Raw genomic sequence first — 17,294 nt, forward strand, 5'->3', positions numbered from 1 at the left:
CTGATCTAAACCCCATTGAAAAGAAATGGGCTCAAGCTAAGTTTCTACGCCAAGGGTGGATGGAGAATAATCTGCCTAAGCTATTTCAGGATATGGGCTGTATTTATTTTATTGTGAACTGACTATAGTACGTCTCTTAAGAACGCTTCATCAGCATCGATACGACTACAAAACACAATAACATGTGAGGCGTCAGTTATTTTTGGCGCATTAAAGTCAAACATGCCGCTAGTACTTTTAGCGATTCTAGCTTTGCCAGCGTCATCATCAGCAATCACAAAATGCCAAGGTTGAATATTGGTACTCGAAGGGCTTAGTCGTAAGATATCTTTTAAGCTCTCAAAGTCCTCAGCCGATATTTTTTTATTAGCATCAAATTCTTTAGTGCTATAGCGCCAATGCATTGCTTCAGTGATAGTTTTCATACATTATTCCTGTTATTAATTTTTCAAACTTTAAGCGCAATTACCCTTTATCCCATTGTTAATGATAGATAACTGTAGCCCTAAAATTTATGAGATGACGGTCATTTCAGTTATGATAAACTCATCGACCATCCCTTCTGTCACCTTTATATAGTTTTGAAAATGGGGGCTTTGGACATGCTGCTGCAAAAACTCATTATTTTCCCAAACTTCATACACTATAAACTTATCAAGGTTGGCGTTATCTTGGTGCAAGTCATATTGAATGCAACCCTCATCCGATTGCGAAGCTTTGGTTAGTTGCAGCAGCTCAGATTTGACCCGCTCAAGATGATCAGCTTTGACTTTAATGGTGGCAACGATAGTCAGATGCTTGGGGGTTTGCGTTTGCATTAGCGATTCCTATAAGTGAGTACTGTTAATTGTAATGTTAGTAAGTTAAATAGCATTATTTTCAATAGCTTTAATGTCAATACTGTAGATTTAAATATTATAATTATCTAGGCTGGCGTTGGGTTTGATAGATCCTAACTCCTACCTTTTTTATCATAAAGCTTGTGGCTACTAACAAAGCGACTGCAACAAACTTTGAGTTTGCTTTTCTAGCTCTGCAATAGCTTGTTTATTCAAGGCATCGGCATGCGGTTGTCCAAATTCACCCTGGGCCTCACCTTGTACCCCGTCTTTAATATCGTTATCGAAATACTTACCCGTATCGGTTACGAATTCATCTGAGATAGCGAGTTCAGTTAGGATATTTGCCCCTTTATCTGCTGATGACCAATGCTCCCCATAAGCCTCATTGACCATTTTTGTATTCAGTAGCGAGCCTGGGTTTACTGCGATGACGTTTATATTATCGGCAGCGACTGCTTCGGCTAAAGCCATACTCCACATAGTCAAGGCCAGCTTACTTTGGGCATAAGCCTCTTTATCACTAAGACTTACTTGTCCTGTGAAGGCAGGATAGGATACGGGCACTTGCGCAGCTGAGCTTAAGTTTACGATGCGGGCTTGGCCAGATTTTTTGAGTAGCGGCAATAAAGCATTGGTCAACTCGTAAGGCGCTAAGTAATTAACTACAAAGCGTACGTCGAGCCCCTGTTTAGTGCTTGCAGAAGCAGTAGTATAAATCCCAGCATTGTTGATTAGCACATCAATTTTAGCTAGCTTTTGAGTCACTTCTGCTGCCATTTTGCGCACTTCATTTAAATTTGAAAAATCAGCGACAAACCCACCAATGTTATCTAGGTTATCGAGCAAGGCCCCAGTAGCCACTGCTTTGACTTGAGCAATGACAGTCGCCAGTTTGTCAGCATCTCTGCCATGCAGATACACCTGATGTCCGGCTTCTGCCAACTTCAGTGCTGCAAGTTTACCGATACCATCGGTACTGCCAGTAATCAAAATAGTCTTGCTCATCAGTGGTCCTTATTATTTAAATAATGCATTCTAGTCTATGCTTCGTAACACAACTGATTGTAATGAAAGTGTTGTTATTGGAATACTAGCCAGAGTCGCCCACACTTTAAACCGTGAGCCACAATAGCTAAAACAGCTAAAACAGCTAAAACAGCTAAAACAGCTAAAAACTTATTATTTCATTTATAGGATTTAACCCGATAAATGCAGCTCAACCTCCTGTCACTAAACGTGCACAATAGCTATCAGTTGGCTTAATAAGTTGACACAGCGCCCGATATCAACGAGGCTTGATGGCGTAATCCATACATAAGACTAAAAACAAAAAAACTAACGGAAGATATCTATGAAAAATACCACCATTGACAGCCTCATCGTATCACCAGTACGAGAAGTGATGAGGGTTAGCGCCAAGCAGATCATTACCCCACACTATATCCGTGTTTATCTAACCGCACAGCCCGACACTATTGCCAACATCGCTAAGATGACCGTTGGCTTCAATAATAAAATACTTATCCCCACAGACAAAACCCAACCTGTTGATATAGACGATACTGCCAACCTTACTAAACGTACTTATACCCACCGCGGCGTAGATATTACCAAACAGCATATTTGGATTGACTTTGTGGCTCATGGTGATCAGGCTCCTGCCTCAAGCTGGGTGTCTGATGCGCAAGTGGGTGACCAACTGGCGGTGCTAATGACACCAAAAAATAAAGCGCTTTATCCAGCAGCAGATCACTTTTTATTAGTCGGTGATGCTACTGCTATACCCGTACTTGGTGCGATCCTTGAGAGCTTGCCTAGCACCGCTACGGTTCAATGTATTATCGAGGTTTACGATGAGCATGACCAACAACACTTACCAACCTTAGCCACGGTTGAGATGACTTGGTTACACAATCGGCATCCCGAGCAGGGCAGTCAGTTAGCTAATACGGTCAAGTCGCTGACTCTACCAACCAGCGAGCAAAGCCGTTTTGCTTATGTTGCAAGTGAGTTCTCATCAGTGAAAGCCATTCGCCACTATCTAAAAAAGGAGCTAGACTGGTCAAAAGATGAGTTGTACGCTTTTTCCTACTGGAAGGCGGGCATTGCTGAAGATAGATCTGCCAAAGATCGCTTAGCAGAAAAAGATAGCGAATAACCTATTTATTGATACGCTGATTCATACCCTTAGGGTTAGCAGTATGCCTATCCCTGAGGGCAAGACATTCATTCGACTGTACTAACAAAGCAATACTCAGCTAAGTTACGGTTATTATTAAGATAATTTTTATAATAAATTAAAATAGCTGCTGAAGTTACAATTTAGTTGAGCGATTACTCAAATATATATTGAGCGTTCGCTCAAAAAAACTTATAGTAAGGGCTATATTTACTCGCTTGAGGAAATATCAGCACTTAAAGTGAGTGATCGCTCAAATTCAGTAATGAGCACCCCTACCAACCACCTTGCCAAAACCTCAACAGACCACTATTTCAGAAATTTGAATGGCATAAAGTGGCCTAGTTTGAGCCGGCCTTCACCCTATCCTCACTGTTTTTATGGCTTTATCGAAAGCAGTATTGTTTCAAAGACCATTAAGCAGTAGTTTTTTCAGTGCTATTTATAAATAACGCGTTCCCAGAGGTCCTATGGAAAGTTCAAAAAAACCACTAAAAATAGATATCGTCTCAGATACCTCTTGCCCATGGTGCATCATCGGCTATCAACAACTGGCCAAAGCTCTGCAGCAGACTAATAGCGCCTATGAGATTCATTGGCATCCATTCGAGCTTAATCCGGACATGCCAGCTGAAGGCAAGAATCTACGCCAGCATGGTATGGACAAGCATAATCGCAATGAGAAACAAGTACAAGAGAGCCGAGATAGAATGACCGATGTAGGAGCAGAAGTTGGTTTTGAGTTTAATTTTACTGCCGATACGCGAGTACACAATACTTTTAATCTGCATCAACTTATCTATTGGTCGGCGCAATACCATCGAGCGAATGATTTAGAGCAGGCTTTATTTACCGCTCATTTTACCAATAATCGTAACCTTTCTGAAAAAGCAGTTTTGGCAGAAATAGCGGCAGAAATCGGCTTAGATGGTACAGAGGCGCTGGCCGTTCTTGAGGATCAACGCTTTGCCAAACAAGTTCGCGAGTCAGAGCAGTATTGGAGCGAACAAGGTATTCAAAGTGTGCCTTCGGTCATCTTTGATAATCGTCATCTAGTTAGTCGCGCCCAAGGCGTGGAGAGCTATATTGCTGTTCTAAAGCAATTGGCGCAGATGGCTGATTGACCGATCCTTCTAAAGTAGTTATCTGATTTTTCGCGATAAATCGCCTTGCTAAACTATGCTTATAACTGTCGCCTGCTCGGCTACTGTACTTTTCTATAGCGTAAGCGCGGCAAGCGAATTTGTATCGAATTTCGCTAGTTGCCATAACCTTATGCAGGCTGTTAGCCGACATTATCTATGCGCATGGCATCCAAAGAAGATGCCATAGCCTCAGCAACCTCATGCACCACGCTACTGTCAACTTTGCGCTGTGCAAATGAGCGTAGTCCCATAACTTCAGCTTGTAATCTTTGCGCAAGGAGTACAGGATTAAGCTGGTGGCCTAACTCTCCGATTCGCTGAGATTCAATAAAGCTAGTAGTAAAGCGAGACTCTATCTTTGCTAGCATGCTTTCAACTTTACACAAAGCAGATTCCTCTTTTACTCCCAGCTCTAATAAGCTTTTGACTAGCATACAAGCATTACTTGGTAACGCTTGATCACGTAAGCTACCAAGCAGACGCAAATAGGCTGCCAATCCTTGTAATGGCGAGCTGGGGTACTTGCTTAGGGTGCGCTCTAACTCAGCTATTGCCATCCGAGCATAATAGTCGAGGGCTTCTTGAAACAGGGCGTCTTTACTACCAAAAGTGGCATAGATACTGCCAGGACGCATGTCCATGGCTTGCTCTAAATCTTTTAGCGAGGTGGCATGAAAACCTTTTTGCCAGAAAATCTGTAAAGCTTGCTCTAGAGAATCTTGTCGATTGTGTAGGGTTGCGCGAGCCATAATTAATTTCCATTTTTCAAAACTGTAAGCTCATATGATAGATAAGCGCCACTAAATACTCTTGAGTGATTGCTCAATTTTATCTTGACTGGCCAATACAGTCCAGTTGAGTTTATAAATACCTTTTAAGCTATGGGTTTCCTATGACAGCCAGTAACAGCAATAACGGCTGCTTAAAAAGGCTGCTTTATGCCTCAAATATGACTAGCCTTGCTGAACAAATCATCGGTGATCAGCAAGCCTAATTGGCTAATTTATCAGACTAACAGTATAGTGCTGACTGGCAGTTAGCTTATGTAATAGCTGCTGAGCTTATAGTCTAGTAATAAAAAAATATTTTTGGAGCGATAGTGATGAGTGCAGAGAGAATAATCAAGTTGTCCGATACCGAAGAAACCTTGATATTAGATAAATTAAGACTGTATATACTTGAGGAATTCGATGTCGATATTGGTAATTTACCAGCACGTTTTTTATTAGATTTCATTATTGAAAGCTTAGGTCCCCATATTTATAATCAAGTGGTTGAAGACATGGAGCCTTGGTTATATGAGCGATTCACTGTTATCTTAGAAGATATGCATAGCTTTAAAAAGTATTGATTCAACGGTTCTTAGTATTGGTTTATCCGGCTATCACTAATACTGCCTATAACTAAATAAAAGGCAATAAAAAATCCAATGCAAGACACTTAGCTTAAAGCTCTAGCATTGGATTGATGGTAATTATTTTTTCTTAGCTTGCTTTTTTTGCTGTTTTTTATCTTTCTTGTCCTGCTTTTTTTGAGCTTTCTTGTCTATCTTATCCTGCTTTTTTTGCTGTTTTTTATCTATCTTATCCTGCTTTTTTTGCTCTTTCTTGTCTATCTTATCCTGCTTTTTTTGCTGTTTCTTATCTATCTTATCCTGCTTTTTTTGCTCTTTCTTATCTGTCTTATCCTGCTTTTTTTGCTCTTTCTTGTCTATCTTATCCTGCTTTTTTTGACCCTTCTTATCAGATTTTACATCACTATTTTTAGAGGAGTTTACTGCATCACTCTTCAGCTTATCATTATCAACCGACTTATTCGACATAATTACAGCCCTCGTTATAATATTGCTTAGTACATCTCGACCCTTGATATTATGTCAGGATCTTTGTTTAGTCAACGCATCGATACAAATGTACACCTCAAGCCTACTGTTCATTAGGGCGCTCGATGATTGACCTTAACACTAATAGATTTTTTATCATTAGCAGCTTGGTTAAATTCTATTGTCAATAATCAGTGAGTGCTTTGTTGCAGGGACAAAGGTGAATGCGCTATAGTCGTTACTCGACATATTTTCAAAGTTGCACGGCATAAATTTGCTGCCATTATCAACATTTTCCATGCTACCACTGGGAATTCCCTTACGATATTATGCTATGGGAATAGGTGTTTATACCCTCAATACAAGGATGACTAATGAAAAAGCTTAGAACCCCTGATAGCTGTTTTGCCAACCTAGCTGATTACGATTTTGATCCACACTATCTAATGGTTGACGATGCCGAAGGAAGCCAATTGCGCGTGCACTACTTAGACCAAGGACCAAAAGATGCGGATCCAATATTATTGCTGCATGGTGAGCCTTCATGGTGTTATCTTTATCGCAAGATGATCCCGCTACTAACCGCAGCAGGACATCGCATTATTGCTCCGGACCTTCCGGGTTTTGGACGCTCAGACAAACCTGCTTCTCGCACTGACTATACTTATCAGCGTCATGTCGACTAGATGCAATCACTAGTTGACCAGTTAGATCTAAATAACATTACTTTATTCTGTCAAGATTGGGGTGGCTTGATTGGCTTGCGTTTAGTAGCGGCTAATCCAGAACGTTTTGCTCGAGTAGCGGCCAGTAATACTATGCTGCCTACTGGCGATCACGATCCAGGAGAGAGTTTTCGACAGTGGCAGCAGTTCTCTCAAAAAACCGTAGAATTCAATGTCTCAGGCACTATCAAGAGTGGCACGACTACTGAGCTATCACCAGCGACAATCGATGCTTATAACGCTCCTTTTCCTGATGAGTCTTATAAGGAAGGAGCTCGGCAGTTTCCACTACTCGTCCCTATAACCCCAGATGATCCTGCCTCTGAGCCTAACCGTGCTGCTTGGAAGGAGCTGCGTAAATTTACTAAACCATTCATTACTCTATTTAGCGACTCTGATCCGATTACTGCTGGTGGAGATCGAGTGATGCAGAAACTGATTCCCGGAACTAAAGCTCAAAGCCACAGCACTATCATCAATGCTGGGCACTTCCTGCAAGAAGACCAAGGTAAAAAAGTGGCTGAGCTATTAGTCCAATTCATTGCTGACAACCCTAAATAATCTACTTTCACCCCATTGCCGTTAACGTAATCTAGAAAAGCGCTTGATGATAAGTATAATGACTAGCAGCGCCATAGCGGCAATAGCGGCACCTGCAAAGCCAATATTAGGCAGAGTTAGATGAGTAACCGCATAGCCACCAAATAATGCCCCAGCACCGATACCTAAATTGATTATGCCAGAAAACATCGCCATAACCACATCTTGCGCACTATTATCAATAACGATAACTTTGGCTTGTACTGATAATATCAGCAACATAAGTACCATACCCCAAATCAGGGTAACGATACTGAGTAACCAAATTGAGCTAACCGAAGACAACAGCACGGTCATAGAGAACAATAACAGCATAGTAGATACTAGCATCAGTCCCTTGTTTGATTTTTCACCCCAACGACTAAATATCACACTACCCATAAGTCCTGCGATACCGAACAGCAACAGCACAAAGGTGGCCATATTCTCACTGATTAAGCCAACTTGGCGCATAAAAGGTTCGATATAAGAGTAAGTAGTATAGTGCGCCGTGAACACCAAGAAAATAAATAAATACAGACTAGCCAATAAGGGGTTTTTTAGCAATTCTGGCACTTTTCTAAAGTCCCCATCGAACATACTTGGCAAAGTCGGTAATAACTTAGCTTGTAGAATAAATACTACAAAAGCCACTACTCCAATACCGCCAAAAGTAGCGCGCCAGCCCAACCACTGACCTACTAGTCGTCCTATGGGTACGCCCAACACCATAGCTAGAGAAGTACCCATAGCCAAGATACTCAGAGCTAGAGCTTTTTTACCTTTGGGAGCTATACGCAGTATTATCGCTGCTGTAATCGACCAAAATATAGCATGCGCTAAAGCTATCCCTATTCGGCTAATCAACAATACTTGATAACTCCAAGCAAAGACTGACAAAGCATGACTAGCGATAAAAACCATGAAAAGTGCTAGTAATAAACGCTTGCGCTCAATTTTTCCGGTCAATAGCATTAGCGGCAACGACATAGCGGCAACTATCCAAGCATAAATCGTCAACATCAAGCCAGTTTCAGCAGTAGTGATTGAAAAATCTTGCGCAATGTCACTTAGCAGCGCCACAGGGACAAACTCTGTAGTATTAAATATAAAGGCACTGATACCCATCAAAATCATTTGAAAGTATTGGCTACGCTGCGAGCCTGAGCCCTCTTCAACTTGCTGTTTCATAATATCCAATAAAAGACAAAGTAGCGCATAGCTACAGTTTATAAGGTGAGTTTATTTAAGGTAAATGATAGAGTTGCTATAAACCACAGACTATAGTGAATCCAAGCTTAAAAAGCTACCCTGCCGCTATAAGTATAGGCCTTTTATGGTTAGGGCAATGCCATTAGTAGACGCTATAGCCCTAAGCAAAAATCAGTTGTCGCAGATCTTATAGGAGACCCTAACTTATGCTCAGCATAATAAAAGACTGGCGCGAACAGCGTATATTAGACCAAAGTCAGTTTAGCCAATCGGACTGGCTGTTAGCGGCGCAAAAAATCCCTATCCTAGATAGATTAACCCAGTCTGAGCTGACTCATTTGTTTGAGCTGGCCACCTTATTGCTGCACGATAAATCAATAGTTGGTGCTCAAGGCTTTGTGATTACCGATGCAGTGAGACAATCGATCGCCTTACAAGCCTGCCTGCCTATTTTAAATTTGAGTCTTGAATGGTATGAAGGTTGGTCATCGATTATTATCTATCCTGGGGCTTTTAAAAGCGAAAGCACTACTACTGATGAGTTAGGTATAGTGCACCAGAATAGTCATAGTCGAAGTGGTGAGGCTTGGCTGCGTGGACCAGTTATTCTTTCTTGGCGAGATGCTCAACACTCAGGTGAGCGTGATGGTCATAACGTAGTGATTCATGAATTTGTGCATAAGCTCGATATGCTAAATGGTCGTGCCAATGGCTTTCCACCACTGCCAGCAGATATGGACCCTGCTAACTGGACTAAGACCATGGAGACTGGCTTTGCAGACTTTCAACAATACCCCAAGTCTGGACTAGATCGTTATGGTAGCACCAACCCAGCTGAGTTTTTCGCAGTTCTCAGCGAAGTATTCTTTGAAACCCCGCAAAAGCTGGTCGATGCTTATCCTGAGATTTATCAAATCATGATGAATTTTTTTTTACAAGATCCTCTGCACTCAACATCCTAGTTATTATTCTCAGACAATAGTCTATAAAATCCAGCTTCATTATAGATCATAATCATCAAAATATATTGCACTGCCCTGACATAGTCAGCACGGGCAGTATTGTTATTGCCTCTTTAACTCAGCTCAGGCTTTTAGGTCTTAGCGCAATTTTAGTTTCCTATCTTAACTTATCTATAGCAGCAGAGCATCAATAGCTATTGATTATCCTACGTAAAATACCTTCTTGAATGATAGTTAACAAATTAACGCTTAGTAAGATTCCAGCAACTTAATGGCCTCCCGTTAACCTTAGTAACTAAAATAGGTACCTTATACCACTCTATTAAAATTTATTAAAATAATTAAACCTGACTAATTGGTCAATTTTTATTATTAAAATCAGTTGCTTAGTAAAAAAAAGTAGCATAAATACACTTAACAGCGCTTTACTTTCCAATAAAATAGAGTTGTTAGAGTATAGAAAGTATGGTTAACTACTTTAAACCATAAGTAAACGTTTTGTTACTTGTGCTGTTGATCAGACATAATCTGTTATGTATATCTGTTAAAAATATCGATAGTTAGCACTTTAACTCTTGCCTCTTTATGCCGCTATCGTTATTTATTATTACTTATTGACACTATATTTATTTATCCCCTAGCGGTCATCATGCGTTTTGACAGGAAGTTAAAACCAGTTTTTACGCGCCGCTATAGCCGAGTCTGCTAGGGAACTAACGACTGTATATAAGGGAGTTACACTGTGCGTTTTAATCTAATAAGCTTACCTACTAGCAAACTATCTTTAATCAAGCCCTTAGCTACTGCAGCATTTGCTGTAATTGCTCTAAGTGGTATGACTAGCGCTAATGCTAAAATGTTGTTTGGTGATACCAGCATCTCCGGATTATATGGTAGCAACTATAAATTAGTACCTGATGAAACCTTAAAAACGATGACCCTAGAGCATGCCTCTACTCACACTTGGGGTGGCGTATTCTTCTTCGTCGACCGTCATCAAGGTGAAGAAGGTACTAATGGTAAAGATTTTAAAGAAACTTATGGCGAGCTTGCTCCTAAGTATAAACTTGCCACTTTTGACAATAGCTTTATCAAACAAGTCAACTTAGCTGGTCAGTATGAATTTGGCTCGAATAGCAATGGTTTTAGCCAAGACAACTACTTAGTAGGTGTTGGCGTTGATTTAAATGTGCCAATTCCAGGTATGAAGTATGCCTCTGCTTCTATCTATCATGCGTTCAACGATGACACTTTTAGTGATGCTGATGACCAACAAATCACTTTAACTTATGGTTGGGAAAAGAATAACTTCGTAGTAGATGGCTATGTTGATTACTCTTTTAACAACGATGATAAAAAAGACCAATTGCATATCAACCCGCAAATTAAGTACAACTTGCAACAAGTGCTTGGCATTGATAATCGCTTAGAAGTTGGTATGGAATACAGCTATTGGAAAAACAAATTCGGTAGTGATCAGACCCAGAATGCTCCTAGCGCCTTAGTGAAATACCATTTCTAAGTACTAATATAAGCTCTAATATAAGCTCTAATATAAGCTCTAATATAAGCTCTAATATAAGCTCTAATATAAGCTCTAATATAAGCTCTAATATAAGCTCTAATATAAGCTCTAATATAAGCTCTAATATAAGTACTAATATAAGTATTAATATAAGTACTAATACAAGTGCTCAGAATAGTTAGCTTTATATAAAACCCTCGCTTAGTTTCATAACTCAGCGAGGGTTTTAAGTTTATAATTGGCCCTAAAATATTTGCATAAATACAGCTAAATCTGCCAAGCCCATCTATAGCTGTAATTAAGTATTATTTTTTGATGATAGTTGTTGACAGGCCAAAAAAACTGCGTATAATATGCCAACATCATCTAGCGATAGTTAGTTGATAGATTAGCGGGAATAGCTCAGTGGTAGAGCATAACCTTGCCAAGGTTGGGGTCGAGAGTTCGAATCTCTTTTCCCGCTCCAAATATGGCTTATGTATCATTAGATACAAAGCGGAAAGTCCCACTTCTTATAATAAGAAGTGGGACTTTTTTTATGCTTATTTTTTGGGGTTGTAATGGTTTTTATAGTTCGTTAACCAGTCTTATCATTAATTCTATTTAGTATGTTAGAAGACCGAAATTAGCTATGCTGAAGGCGCTGTAGAGATTAATTCAGCAGCTTCACACTTTTAACTACGTATCGACGGTAATAAAAAACTCATCTGTCTTGGCAATTTATAAACCCCACCCTTTTGAAGTCTAATTTTTTCGCTTTTTCTTCGCTATAAAATTATTTACCATGACGTCTGTTATGGGAATAATGGCAGCGTCAAATCAAGCGCTAACCGACACAAACAGGCTCAAAGATGTGATTTATCATAGCGATTACGGCATCATTGACTATACGGATAAAATGGCTGATTGTGAAGTGATTGCTTGCGTTGGCACAATCGGCAATTCATACGATAATGCCTTGGCTGAAACTGTCAACAGGCTATATAAGTCTAAGGTAATTGAGTACCTAAAAGATCAGTAGCATAGGGCGAACGATGTTGACCTAGCTGCCTTTGAATGGGTAGAATAGTTCAATAAATCCCGACTGCATAATGCTATTGGTTATGTCTCACCTTTTCATTTTGAAAAGCGGTATTATGTTAATTTAACCCTGTCAAGCAATGCTGCCTGACTCAAGCAAACCAGTCTTTTATATAGTCGGGGCAGTTCATTGCAAAAGATCTCACCTGCGCGGCTCAGCTGTAGCCTCACACGATCTTCAGCCCGCTAGATAAATCCCCTTACGGAGTTCGAACATGATCCTAAAACTTAACGTCAAACTCCATTATCGACTCTCCGAGCCGATGGACCTTTTGCTTCAGATCGAAGCCGCCGATCTTGCAGATCAGCGGGTGAATTCAGCCGAGATTTGGACATCAGACGTTGCGCATTTTTCACGGGTCGCCGCCGATGATGGCATAGGAGAGCGAGTTTGGATCCGCGCCGAAGGGGATTTTAGCTGCACTTATATCGCAGAAATTGACGTTGACCGTCCTGCCTTGGATATATCGACGCTGCCTCAAGCGCCCCTCCATCTTTTGCCCGGAGAGGCAATCAAGCATTTGATGCCGTCTCGCTATTGCCCGTCAGACCAGTTCCAGGCCTTCGTGGACGCAGAGTTTGGCGATCTCACAGGTGGCGCAAGGATTGCCGCAATGCGTGATTGGATCGAGTCGACGTTTAGCTACGTGCCCGGATCGAGCAACGCACAAACTACCGCGCTTGACACCTTCGTTCAACGTCAGGGCGTCTGCCGCGACTTCGCGCATGTTCTCGTGACACTAGCGCGCGCATCGTCGATACCGGCCAGATTCGCCAGCGTTTATGCGCCCGATGTGACGCCACAGGACTTCCATGCCGTGGCAGAGGTCTATCTTGCAGGCAGCTGGCACCTCATTGATCCGACTGGCATGGCAGATGCCAACACCATGGCCCGCATCGGTGTTGGATCCGACGCATCCAGTGTCGCGTTCTTAACCGCGTTTGGATCTATAGAATTGGTCAATCAATCGGTATCCGTGACCAGACAAGCTTAAGTTGTCTGGCTTTTTAGTAGGCGGCATTTGTCTTAAGTACCGTCTAAACTTAGTAGGCTACTACATAGAGAAAAGTTCAGAAAAACTCACCATCTTAGTAGGTTTTGCCCAAAACTCTAATCAGAAATAATTGTCACATTATTTGGATATTAGTTTCTGCCCATAGTTGCAGCTGCCTTCACGGGCAAAACTATCTTTGCCTTCAAGCTTGAAGCTTTTTGCACCAAAAGACCATGCGCGAACCTCACATTCCTCAGAGGTGTCACCCATATGAACCACCTGTATTAAATTGCTATCAAGCTTGAATTCAATAGCCAACTCCGGGGTTGATTCTGCACCAAACGGCGGCTCAAAGACTTTGCCAGTTCGACTATCAGTAATATAGCTCATGACACAAGAAGTACCGCAGCCAAAAGTAATGAAAGAATAATGACCATTAAAATTAGCCCCTTATGCTAAGTCCTCGCGTATACGAGTGCAGAATATGCGTGCCGATTTATCATGTCCCTCAAAATCAGCCATTGCAATAGGATGAGCGGATGTTTTAAAATTTGAATTTTTTGAGTTCGATACAGCGAAGGTATTAAAATTAGGCACGTCAGCAATCAATAGGCTTGGCGCCTAGTTAAGACTTTCACTCTCCGCACAAGATTGGTTCCAATGCTAAAAAATTATAGATATTAAGTTTAATCTTACTAAGTATAGTTATATCTCAAAATTGAAAAACCTGATCGATCTCGTAGCACAAACGTAAAGCACTAAAGGCGGCTAGACTTGAAGTTTTAGGGTTTTCAGCTAACGGTAAACCAGTCATGATAATCTCAAGTTTACCGAACTCTCCTTCGGCAGTTATATGATGGATATTATGTTCGAGCAGTGGATCAACCATCAACTCTACTTGTGTATCGTCTAGTCCAACACCTGCCAGCGCTATAGTTGCAGCGACATTAGAGTTAGCTGGAAATAGAGCCGCAGCCTCCCTAGCATTTCCTGTAAAAAATACTGAAGGTTGCTTTAAATTTTCATAGTCAATCAGCTCATCGGCATAACTACCCTTCCAGCTGTCTGGGTTCTTTCTACCTTGATAAACCACCTTATCTAATCCTGCCAAACTTGCAGCATTAATCCCATCAATACCGGCTATGGCACCGGCTAGAATATGGATTTTTACGCCACTTTTTTTAGCAGTATCATGCAACGATGTCACAAATTTTTCATCAGTAAAGGCTCCTACAGAAACTATCCCAAGAGGAATGCCTTTGTCTAGAATTTGCATGGCATGTTGTTTGAGTCCACTCTGCCCTGCCATCTCAACCGCTAAATCAGGGACCGCTAATAAATCGCTTACCGAAGTAATCACTGCGATAGACTCTCCTACCTCGGCCCTAATCTCCTTAGCACTTCTAGGACTGGCTAATATTGTCGAGAGTATAATGTTCTCAGGTAGCATCTGATGTACTTTTCTAGCCATTGAGCCATAACCTATAAACATGACTTTTTTCATAAACTATCCTTATATATTTTTTTACTGTGTTTTTTAATTATTATACTTATCCATTTATCAACATAAAAAGATTGATCCGGTACCTCAAAAAACCGCCGATCAACAGCTTTTACGTTTACAGTATCCTTTTCAGTAAGACTTGCGGCCATTTCTTCTAGCTAAGTCTATCACTTATCTCTAGTGTCCTCTGCGCAGCATTATTGACTAATACTCACCAGCAACCTGACTATTGTCAGTAATAAAGGCTGTTTTTGACTTATAAGAGATATCCTATTCAGTAATTTTTATTACCATTAATAATATACCTATTGCTTAATGGTTGTTTATTTGTCAATATTTCCTATAAATCTACTTAATACTATAGTTATCACTAGACTTATAATAAATTTTATAGGTAATTAATATTACCTTAAATCAAAAAAATAATATTATACTGTCGATATTTATCTAATTTATATAAGCTAATTAATAATTATAAAATACTATTTATCACCTCAAATTTATTATTTTTCAATACAGTACTCTTAGAAATACTAGTCTTAATAGCTATTAGCTTTTTATCAAGGATGATATCGATGCTTACCTTTACCTTCAAGCGAAAACACCAAGTAAAGGTCAATATTTATAAGCCAATAGCTGCTGTAGATCGAAAAATAACGCTAGTGTTTATGACTGCCACTGGTGTGCCTTTAAGAAAATACGCTAAGCTGTTTGAGAACTTAGTGGCTAAAGGTTATACCCTGATTGGCGCTGATTACCCTTGCTGCGGCGAGAATACTCCTCATGTCGATCGTAGCGTTGATTATAACTATCAAGACCTTATGGATAATTTTATTCCAAAGCTAGTGGGATTTTCTGAGCACGATTCGACTTACCTTTTTGGCCATAGCTTAGGAGGCCAGATGGCGGCTATCTATAGTGCATTAACGGATATGCCTATGATCGGGGTTGCTACTGGCAATATCCATTTCAAAAACTGGTTTGGCTGGGAGCGTATAAAGATCTTACGGGTATTGGCGATATTTAAACCTTTAACCTTGGCTTACGGTTACTTCCCTGGTTATAAAGTAGGCTTCGGCAATAAAGAGGCCAAAGGACTAATGGACGATTGGTGCTATTTGCTAAAAACGGGACGCTTCGATTTTATAAAAGGTGACCTTACCACGGGTAAAGGACGTGGATTTTTTATTCACATTGAAGGCGATAGATACTCGCCTTATGCTTCTGTCAAGCACCTCACTAAGCTTTGTACTGAGTCGACACTGATTTCAGTCGAACTGCCCAAGCACCTAAAAGGCAACCCGCATGGCATATGGATAAAAGACCCTGAGTTCATTACCAAGCGTATCGATCAACAAATAGTCAACGGTCATTGACAGCAGAAATTAGCAACAAAAGCTAATGAAGGGCTTATTAAAAAATTGGCGTATCTTGCAAAAGTCGTATTTTTTTGAAAAATTATAGTATTTGTCAGCTGGTTGTTATCTAAGGTCTCCGAAATAGTCGGATTAATTCAGTTACTGCATGGACGATGGTATTACTATGAATAACCAACGCAATACTAGGACTATTATCATTATTGCCTTGCTGTTATTGGCACTCCTTGCGACGCTAATTTGGTGGTTAAAACCCAAGTCAGTATCTACGTCAGCTGCTGATAATACGCTGGCTACTAGTGCTTCGGCGACTGTAACCAATAGCGGTCTTACTGCTACGGCTAATACCCCCTCAACAGATAACACTCTATCAGCTAACTTTAGCACTGGGCTTGAGTCTATGCCACGCTCTTTGCAAGGTACTGATATTGATGGTGAGATTATCATCGATGACAACAATCAACTAGTTGTCACAGAAGGCTTACGACGCTTATTCGACTATTTTCTCTCCGCTATGGGCGAGGAAAATGAAGCCACTATTATTGCTAGAGTAGAAGCTTATATCCTCCACCATACGCCTGAGCCTGCAGCCAGTTCAGCCATTAAAATATTTCATCAATATATGAGTTATCTAAAAGCTCTCGATGAGCTACAAGGCAGTTATGGAACGCTGCAATTACAGGCTACGCAAGCAGGTAAATTAGATTTGAATTTGATCGCTCAGCGCCGTCAAGATGTTAATCGCTTACGCCAGCAGTCATTTGATGCTGCCACTATTAAAGCATTCTTTAGTGGCGAAGATACTTATGAGGACTATAGTGTCGCTATGGTAGGTATTGAGCAAGACAATAACTTAAATGCTGCCCAAAAACAGGCCAGTCGTGAGGATTATATTAGTCGTTTGCCAGAGGGAGAAATTAAGAAAAACTTTCAAAAACAAGCTAACTTTGGCGAGCTTACCCAGCGTACTGCTCAGATGAAAGCTCAAGGCGCTACTAAAGAGGCGTTATTCGATATGCGTCGTGGCTTAGTTGGCGAAGCGGCCGCTTCTCGTTTGGCTGGACTAGATGTAGAGGAAGCTAATTTTGACGCTAGATTTAATCAGTATCAAGCCCAACGACAACTGCTGATCAACAATGCTGGTAGTGCAGGCAAAGCCCAAGCACAGATAGATGAGCTTGAACGTAATCAATTCAATGATACTGAGCGCAAGAGGCTAACTGGCTACGCTGAAATACAACGAATGGCTCAAAATGACGCTAACTGAAGCTGACCGCGACTTTAGCTTTAATAATAGCTTTTGATTTCTAGTGCTTATTAGCCCTAGCTATAGAGAATCTAACCAAAA

17 protein-coding genes, 1 tRNA gene and 1 pseudogene are annotated in these 17,294 nt (G+C 40.7%); 11 read left to right on the forward strand and 8 right to left on the reverse strand.

Annotation, left to right across the window (positions count from 1 at the left end; all coding sequences use genetic code 11):
• Positions 1-122: 122 nt before the first annotated feature.
• The 3 genes from KZA12_RS09090 to KZA12_RS09100 form a co-directional block, all read right to left on the reverse strand.
• On the reverse strand, positions 123-425 hold the full coding sequence (locus KZA12_RS09090; protein WP_218690026.1) for a nitroreductase family protein: 303 nt from the start codon (positions 423-425) through the stop codon (positions 123-125).
• Between the two features lie 87 nt (positions 426-512).
• Positions 513-818, reverse strand: a complete 306-nt coding sequence (locus tag KZA12_RS09095) for a putative quinol monooxygenase (RefSeq protein ID WP_218690027.1) — start codon at positions 816-818, stop codon at positions 513-515.
• A 171-nt stretch (positions 819-989) separates the two neighbouring features.
• Complete coding sequence (locus KZA12_RS09100) at positions 990-1,847, reverse strand: SDR family NAD(P)-dependent oxidoreductase (RefSeq protein WP_218690028.1); 858 nt, start codon at positions 1,845-1,847, stop codon at positions 990-992.
• A 346-nt stretch (positions 1,848-2,193) separates the two neighbouring features.
• Here KZA12_RS09100 and KZA12_RS09105 point away from each other — a divergent pair, with 346 nt between their 5' ends.
• Both KZA12_RS09105 and KZA12_RS09110 read left to right on the forward strand, forming a co-directional pair.
• Positions 2,194-3,000 (forward strand): siderophore-interacting protein, encoded by an 807-nt coding sequence (locus KZA12_RS09105; protein ID WP_218690029.1) that lies wholly within the window; start codon positions 2,194-2,196, stop codon positions 2,998-3,000.
• Between the two features lie 491 nt (positions 3,001-3,491).
• Positions 3,492-4,145 carry a DsbA family protein gene (locus tag KZA12_RS09110; protein ID WP_218690030.1) on the forward strand — a complete coding sequence of 218 codons (654 nt, stop codon included), beginning with the start codon at positions 3,492-3,494 and terminating at the stop codon, positions 4,143-4,145.
• A 161-nt stretch (positions 4,146-4,306) separates the two neighbouring features.
• On the opposite strand, the gene KZA12_RS09115 is transcribed toward KZA12_RS09110, so the two are convergent.
• A complete protein-coding gene (locus tag KZA12_RS09115; protein ID WP_218690031.1) occupies positions 4,307-4,915 on the reverse strand; it encodes a TetR/AcrR family transcriptional regulator in 609 nt (202 codons plus the stop codon).
• Positions 4,916-5,268: 353 nt separating this feature from the next.
• On the opposite strand from KZA12_RS09115, the gene KZA12_RS09120 reads away from it, so the two are divergent.
• On the forward strand, positions 5,269-5,517 hold the full coding sequence (locus KZA12_RS09120; protein WP_218690032.1) for a DUF2164 domain-containing protein: 249 nt from the start codon (positions 5,269-5,271) through the stop codon (positions 5,515-5,517).
• A 123-nt stretch (positions 5,518-5,640) separates the two neighbouring features.
• Here the strand turns inward: KZA12_RS09120 and KZA12_RS09125 are convergent, their stop codons facing one another.
• On the reverse strand, positions 5,641-5,988 hold the full coding sequence (locus KZA12_RS09125) for a hypothetical protein (protein ID WP_218690033.1): 348 nt from the start codon (positions 5,986-5,988) through the stop codon (positions 5,641-5,643).
• A 446-nt stretch (positions 5,989-6,434) separates the two neighbouring features.
• On the opposite strand from KZA12_RS09125, the pseudogene KZA12_RS09130 reads away from it, so the two are divergent.
• Positions 6,435-7,274, forward strand: a pseudogene (locus KZA12_RS09130) (haloalkane dehalogenase).
• Positions 7,275-7,295: 21 nt separating this feature from the next.
• Here the strand turns inward: KZA12_RS09130 and KZA12_RS09135 are convergent.
• Positions 7,296-8,483 carry a sugar transporter gene (locus KZA12_RS09135; RefSeq protein WP_218690034.1) on the reverse strand — a complete coding sequence of 396 codons (1,188 nt, stop codon included), beginning with the start codon at positions 8,481-8,483 and terminating at the stop codon, positions 7,296-7,298.
• Between the two features lie 227 nt (positions 8,484-8,710).
• Here KZA12_RS09135 and KZA12_RS09140 point away from each other — a divergent pair, with 227 nt between their 5' ends.
• The 5 genes from KZA12_RS09140 to KZA12_RS09160 all read left to right on the forward strand — a co-directional run bounded on the left by KZA12_RS09140 (position 8,711) and on the right by KZA12_RS09160 (position 13,066).
• A complete protein-coding gene (locus KZA12_RS09140; protein ID WP_218690035.1) occupies positions 8,711-9,466 on the forward strand; it encodes a zinc-dependent peptidase in 756 nt (251 codons plus the stop codon).
• Between the two features lie 742 nt (positions 9,467-10,208).
• The gene (locus tag KZA12_RS09145; RefSeq protein ID WP_227677313.1) at positions 10,209-10,988 is read left to right on the forward strand and encodes a DUF5020 family protein; all 780 of its coding nucleotides are present in this window, start codon (positions 10,209-10,211) and stop codon (positions 10,986-10,988) included.
• A 394-nt stretch (positions 10,989-11,382) separates the two neighbouring features.
• Positions 11,383-11,457: transfer RNA gene (locus KZA12_RS09150), tRNA-Gly, on the forward strand.
• A gap of 339 nt (positions 11,458-11,796) precedes the next feature.
• Positions 11,797-12,012 (forward strand): hypothetical protein, encoded by a 216-nt coding sequence (locus tag KZA12_RS09155; RefSeq protein WP_218690036.1) that lies wholly within the window; start codon positions 11,797-11,799, stop codon positions 12,010-12,012.
• 274 nt (positions 12,013-12,286) lie between these two features.
• Positions 12,287-13,066 carry a transglutaminase family protein gene (locus KZA12_RS09160; RefSeq protein WP_218690037.1) on the forward strand — a complete coding sequence of 260 codons (780 nt, stop codon included), beginning with the start codon at positions 12,287-12,289 and terminating at the stop codon, positions 13,064-13,066.
• A gap of 138 nt (positions 13,067-13,204) precedes the next feature.
• Here KZA12_RS09160 and KZA12_RS09165 read toward each other — a convergent pair whose 3' ends face one another.
• Together KZA12_RS09165 and KZA12_RS09170 are read right to left on the reverse strand one after the other, a co-directional pair.
• Positions 13,205-13,456: a hypothetical protein gene (locus tag KZA12_RS09165; protein ID WP_218690038.1), complete on the reverse strand. Its 252-nt coding sequence runs from the start codon at positions 13,454-13,456 to the stop codon at positions 13,205-13,207.
• 322 nt (positions 13,457-13,778) lie between these two features.
• On the reverse strand, positions 13,779-14,570 hold the full coding sequence (locus tag KZA12_RS09170; RefSeq protein WP_218690039.1) for an aspartate dehydrogenase: 792 nt from the start codon (positions 14,568-14,570) through the stop codon (positions 13,779-13,781).
• Between the two features lie 575 nt (positions 14,571-15,145).
• Here KZA12_RS09170 and KZA12_RS09175 point away from each other — a divergent pair.
• A complete protein-coding gene (locus KZA12_RS09175) occupies positions 15,146-15,946 on the forward strand; it encodes an alpha/beta fold hydrolase (protein ID WP_218690040.1) in 801 nt (266 codons plus the stop codon).
• Between the two features lie 166 nt (positions 15,947-16,112).
• Positions 16,113-17,213: a lipase secretion chaperone gene (locus KZA12_RS09180; RefSeq protein WP_218690041.1), complete on the forward strand. Its 1,101-nt coding sequence runs from the start codon at positions 16,113-16,115 to the stop codon at positions 17,211-17,213.
• The last annotated feature ends 81 nt before the right edge of the window (positions 17,214-17,294 follow it).

Source organism: Psychrobacter sp. BF1 (genome assembly GCF_019279065.1).
Lineage (GTDB): Bacteria > Pseudomonadota > Gammaproteobacteria > Pseudomonadales > Moraxellaceae > Psychrobacter > Psychrobacter urativorans.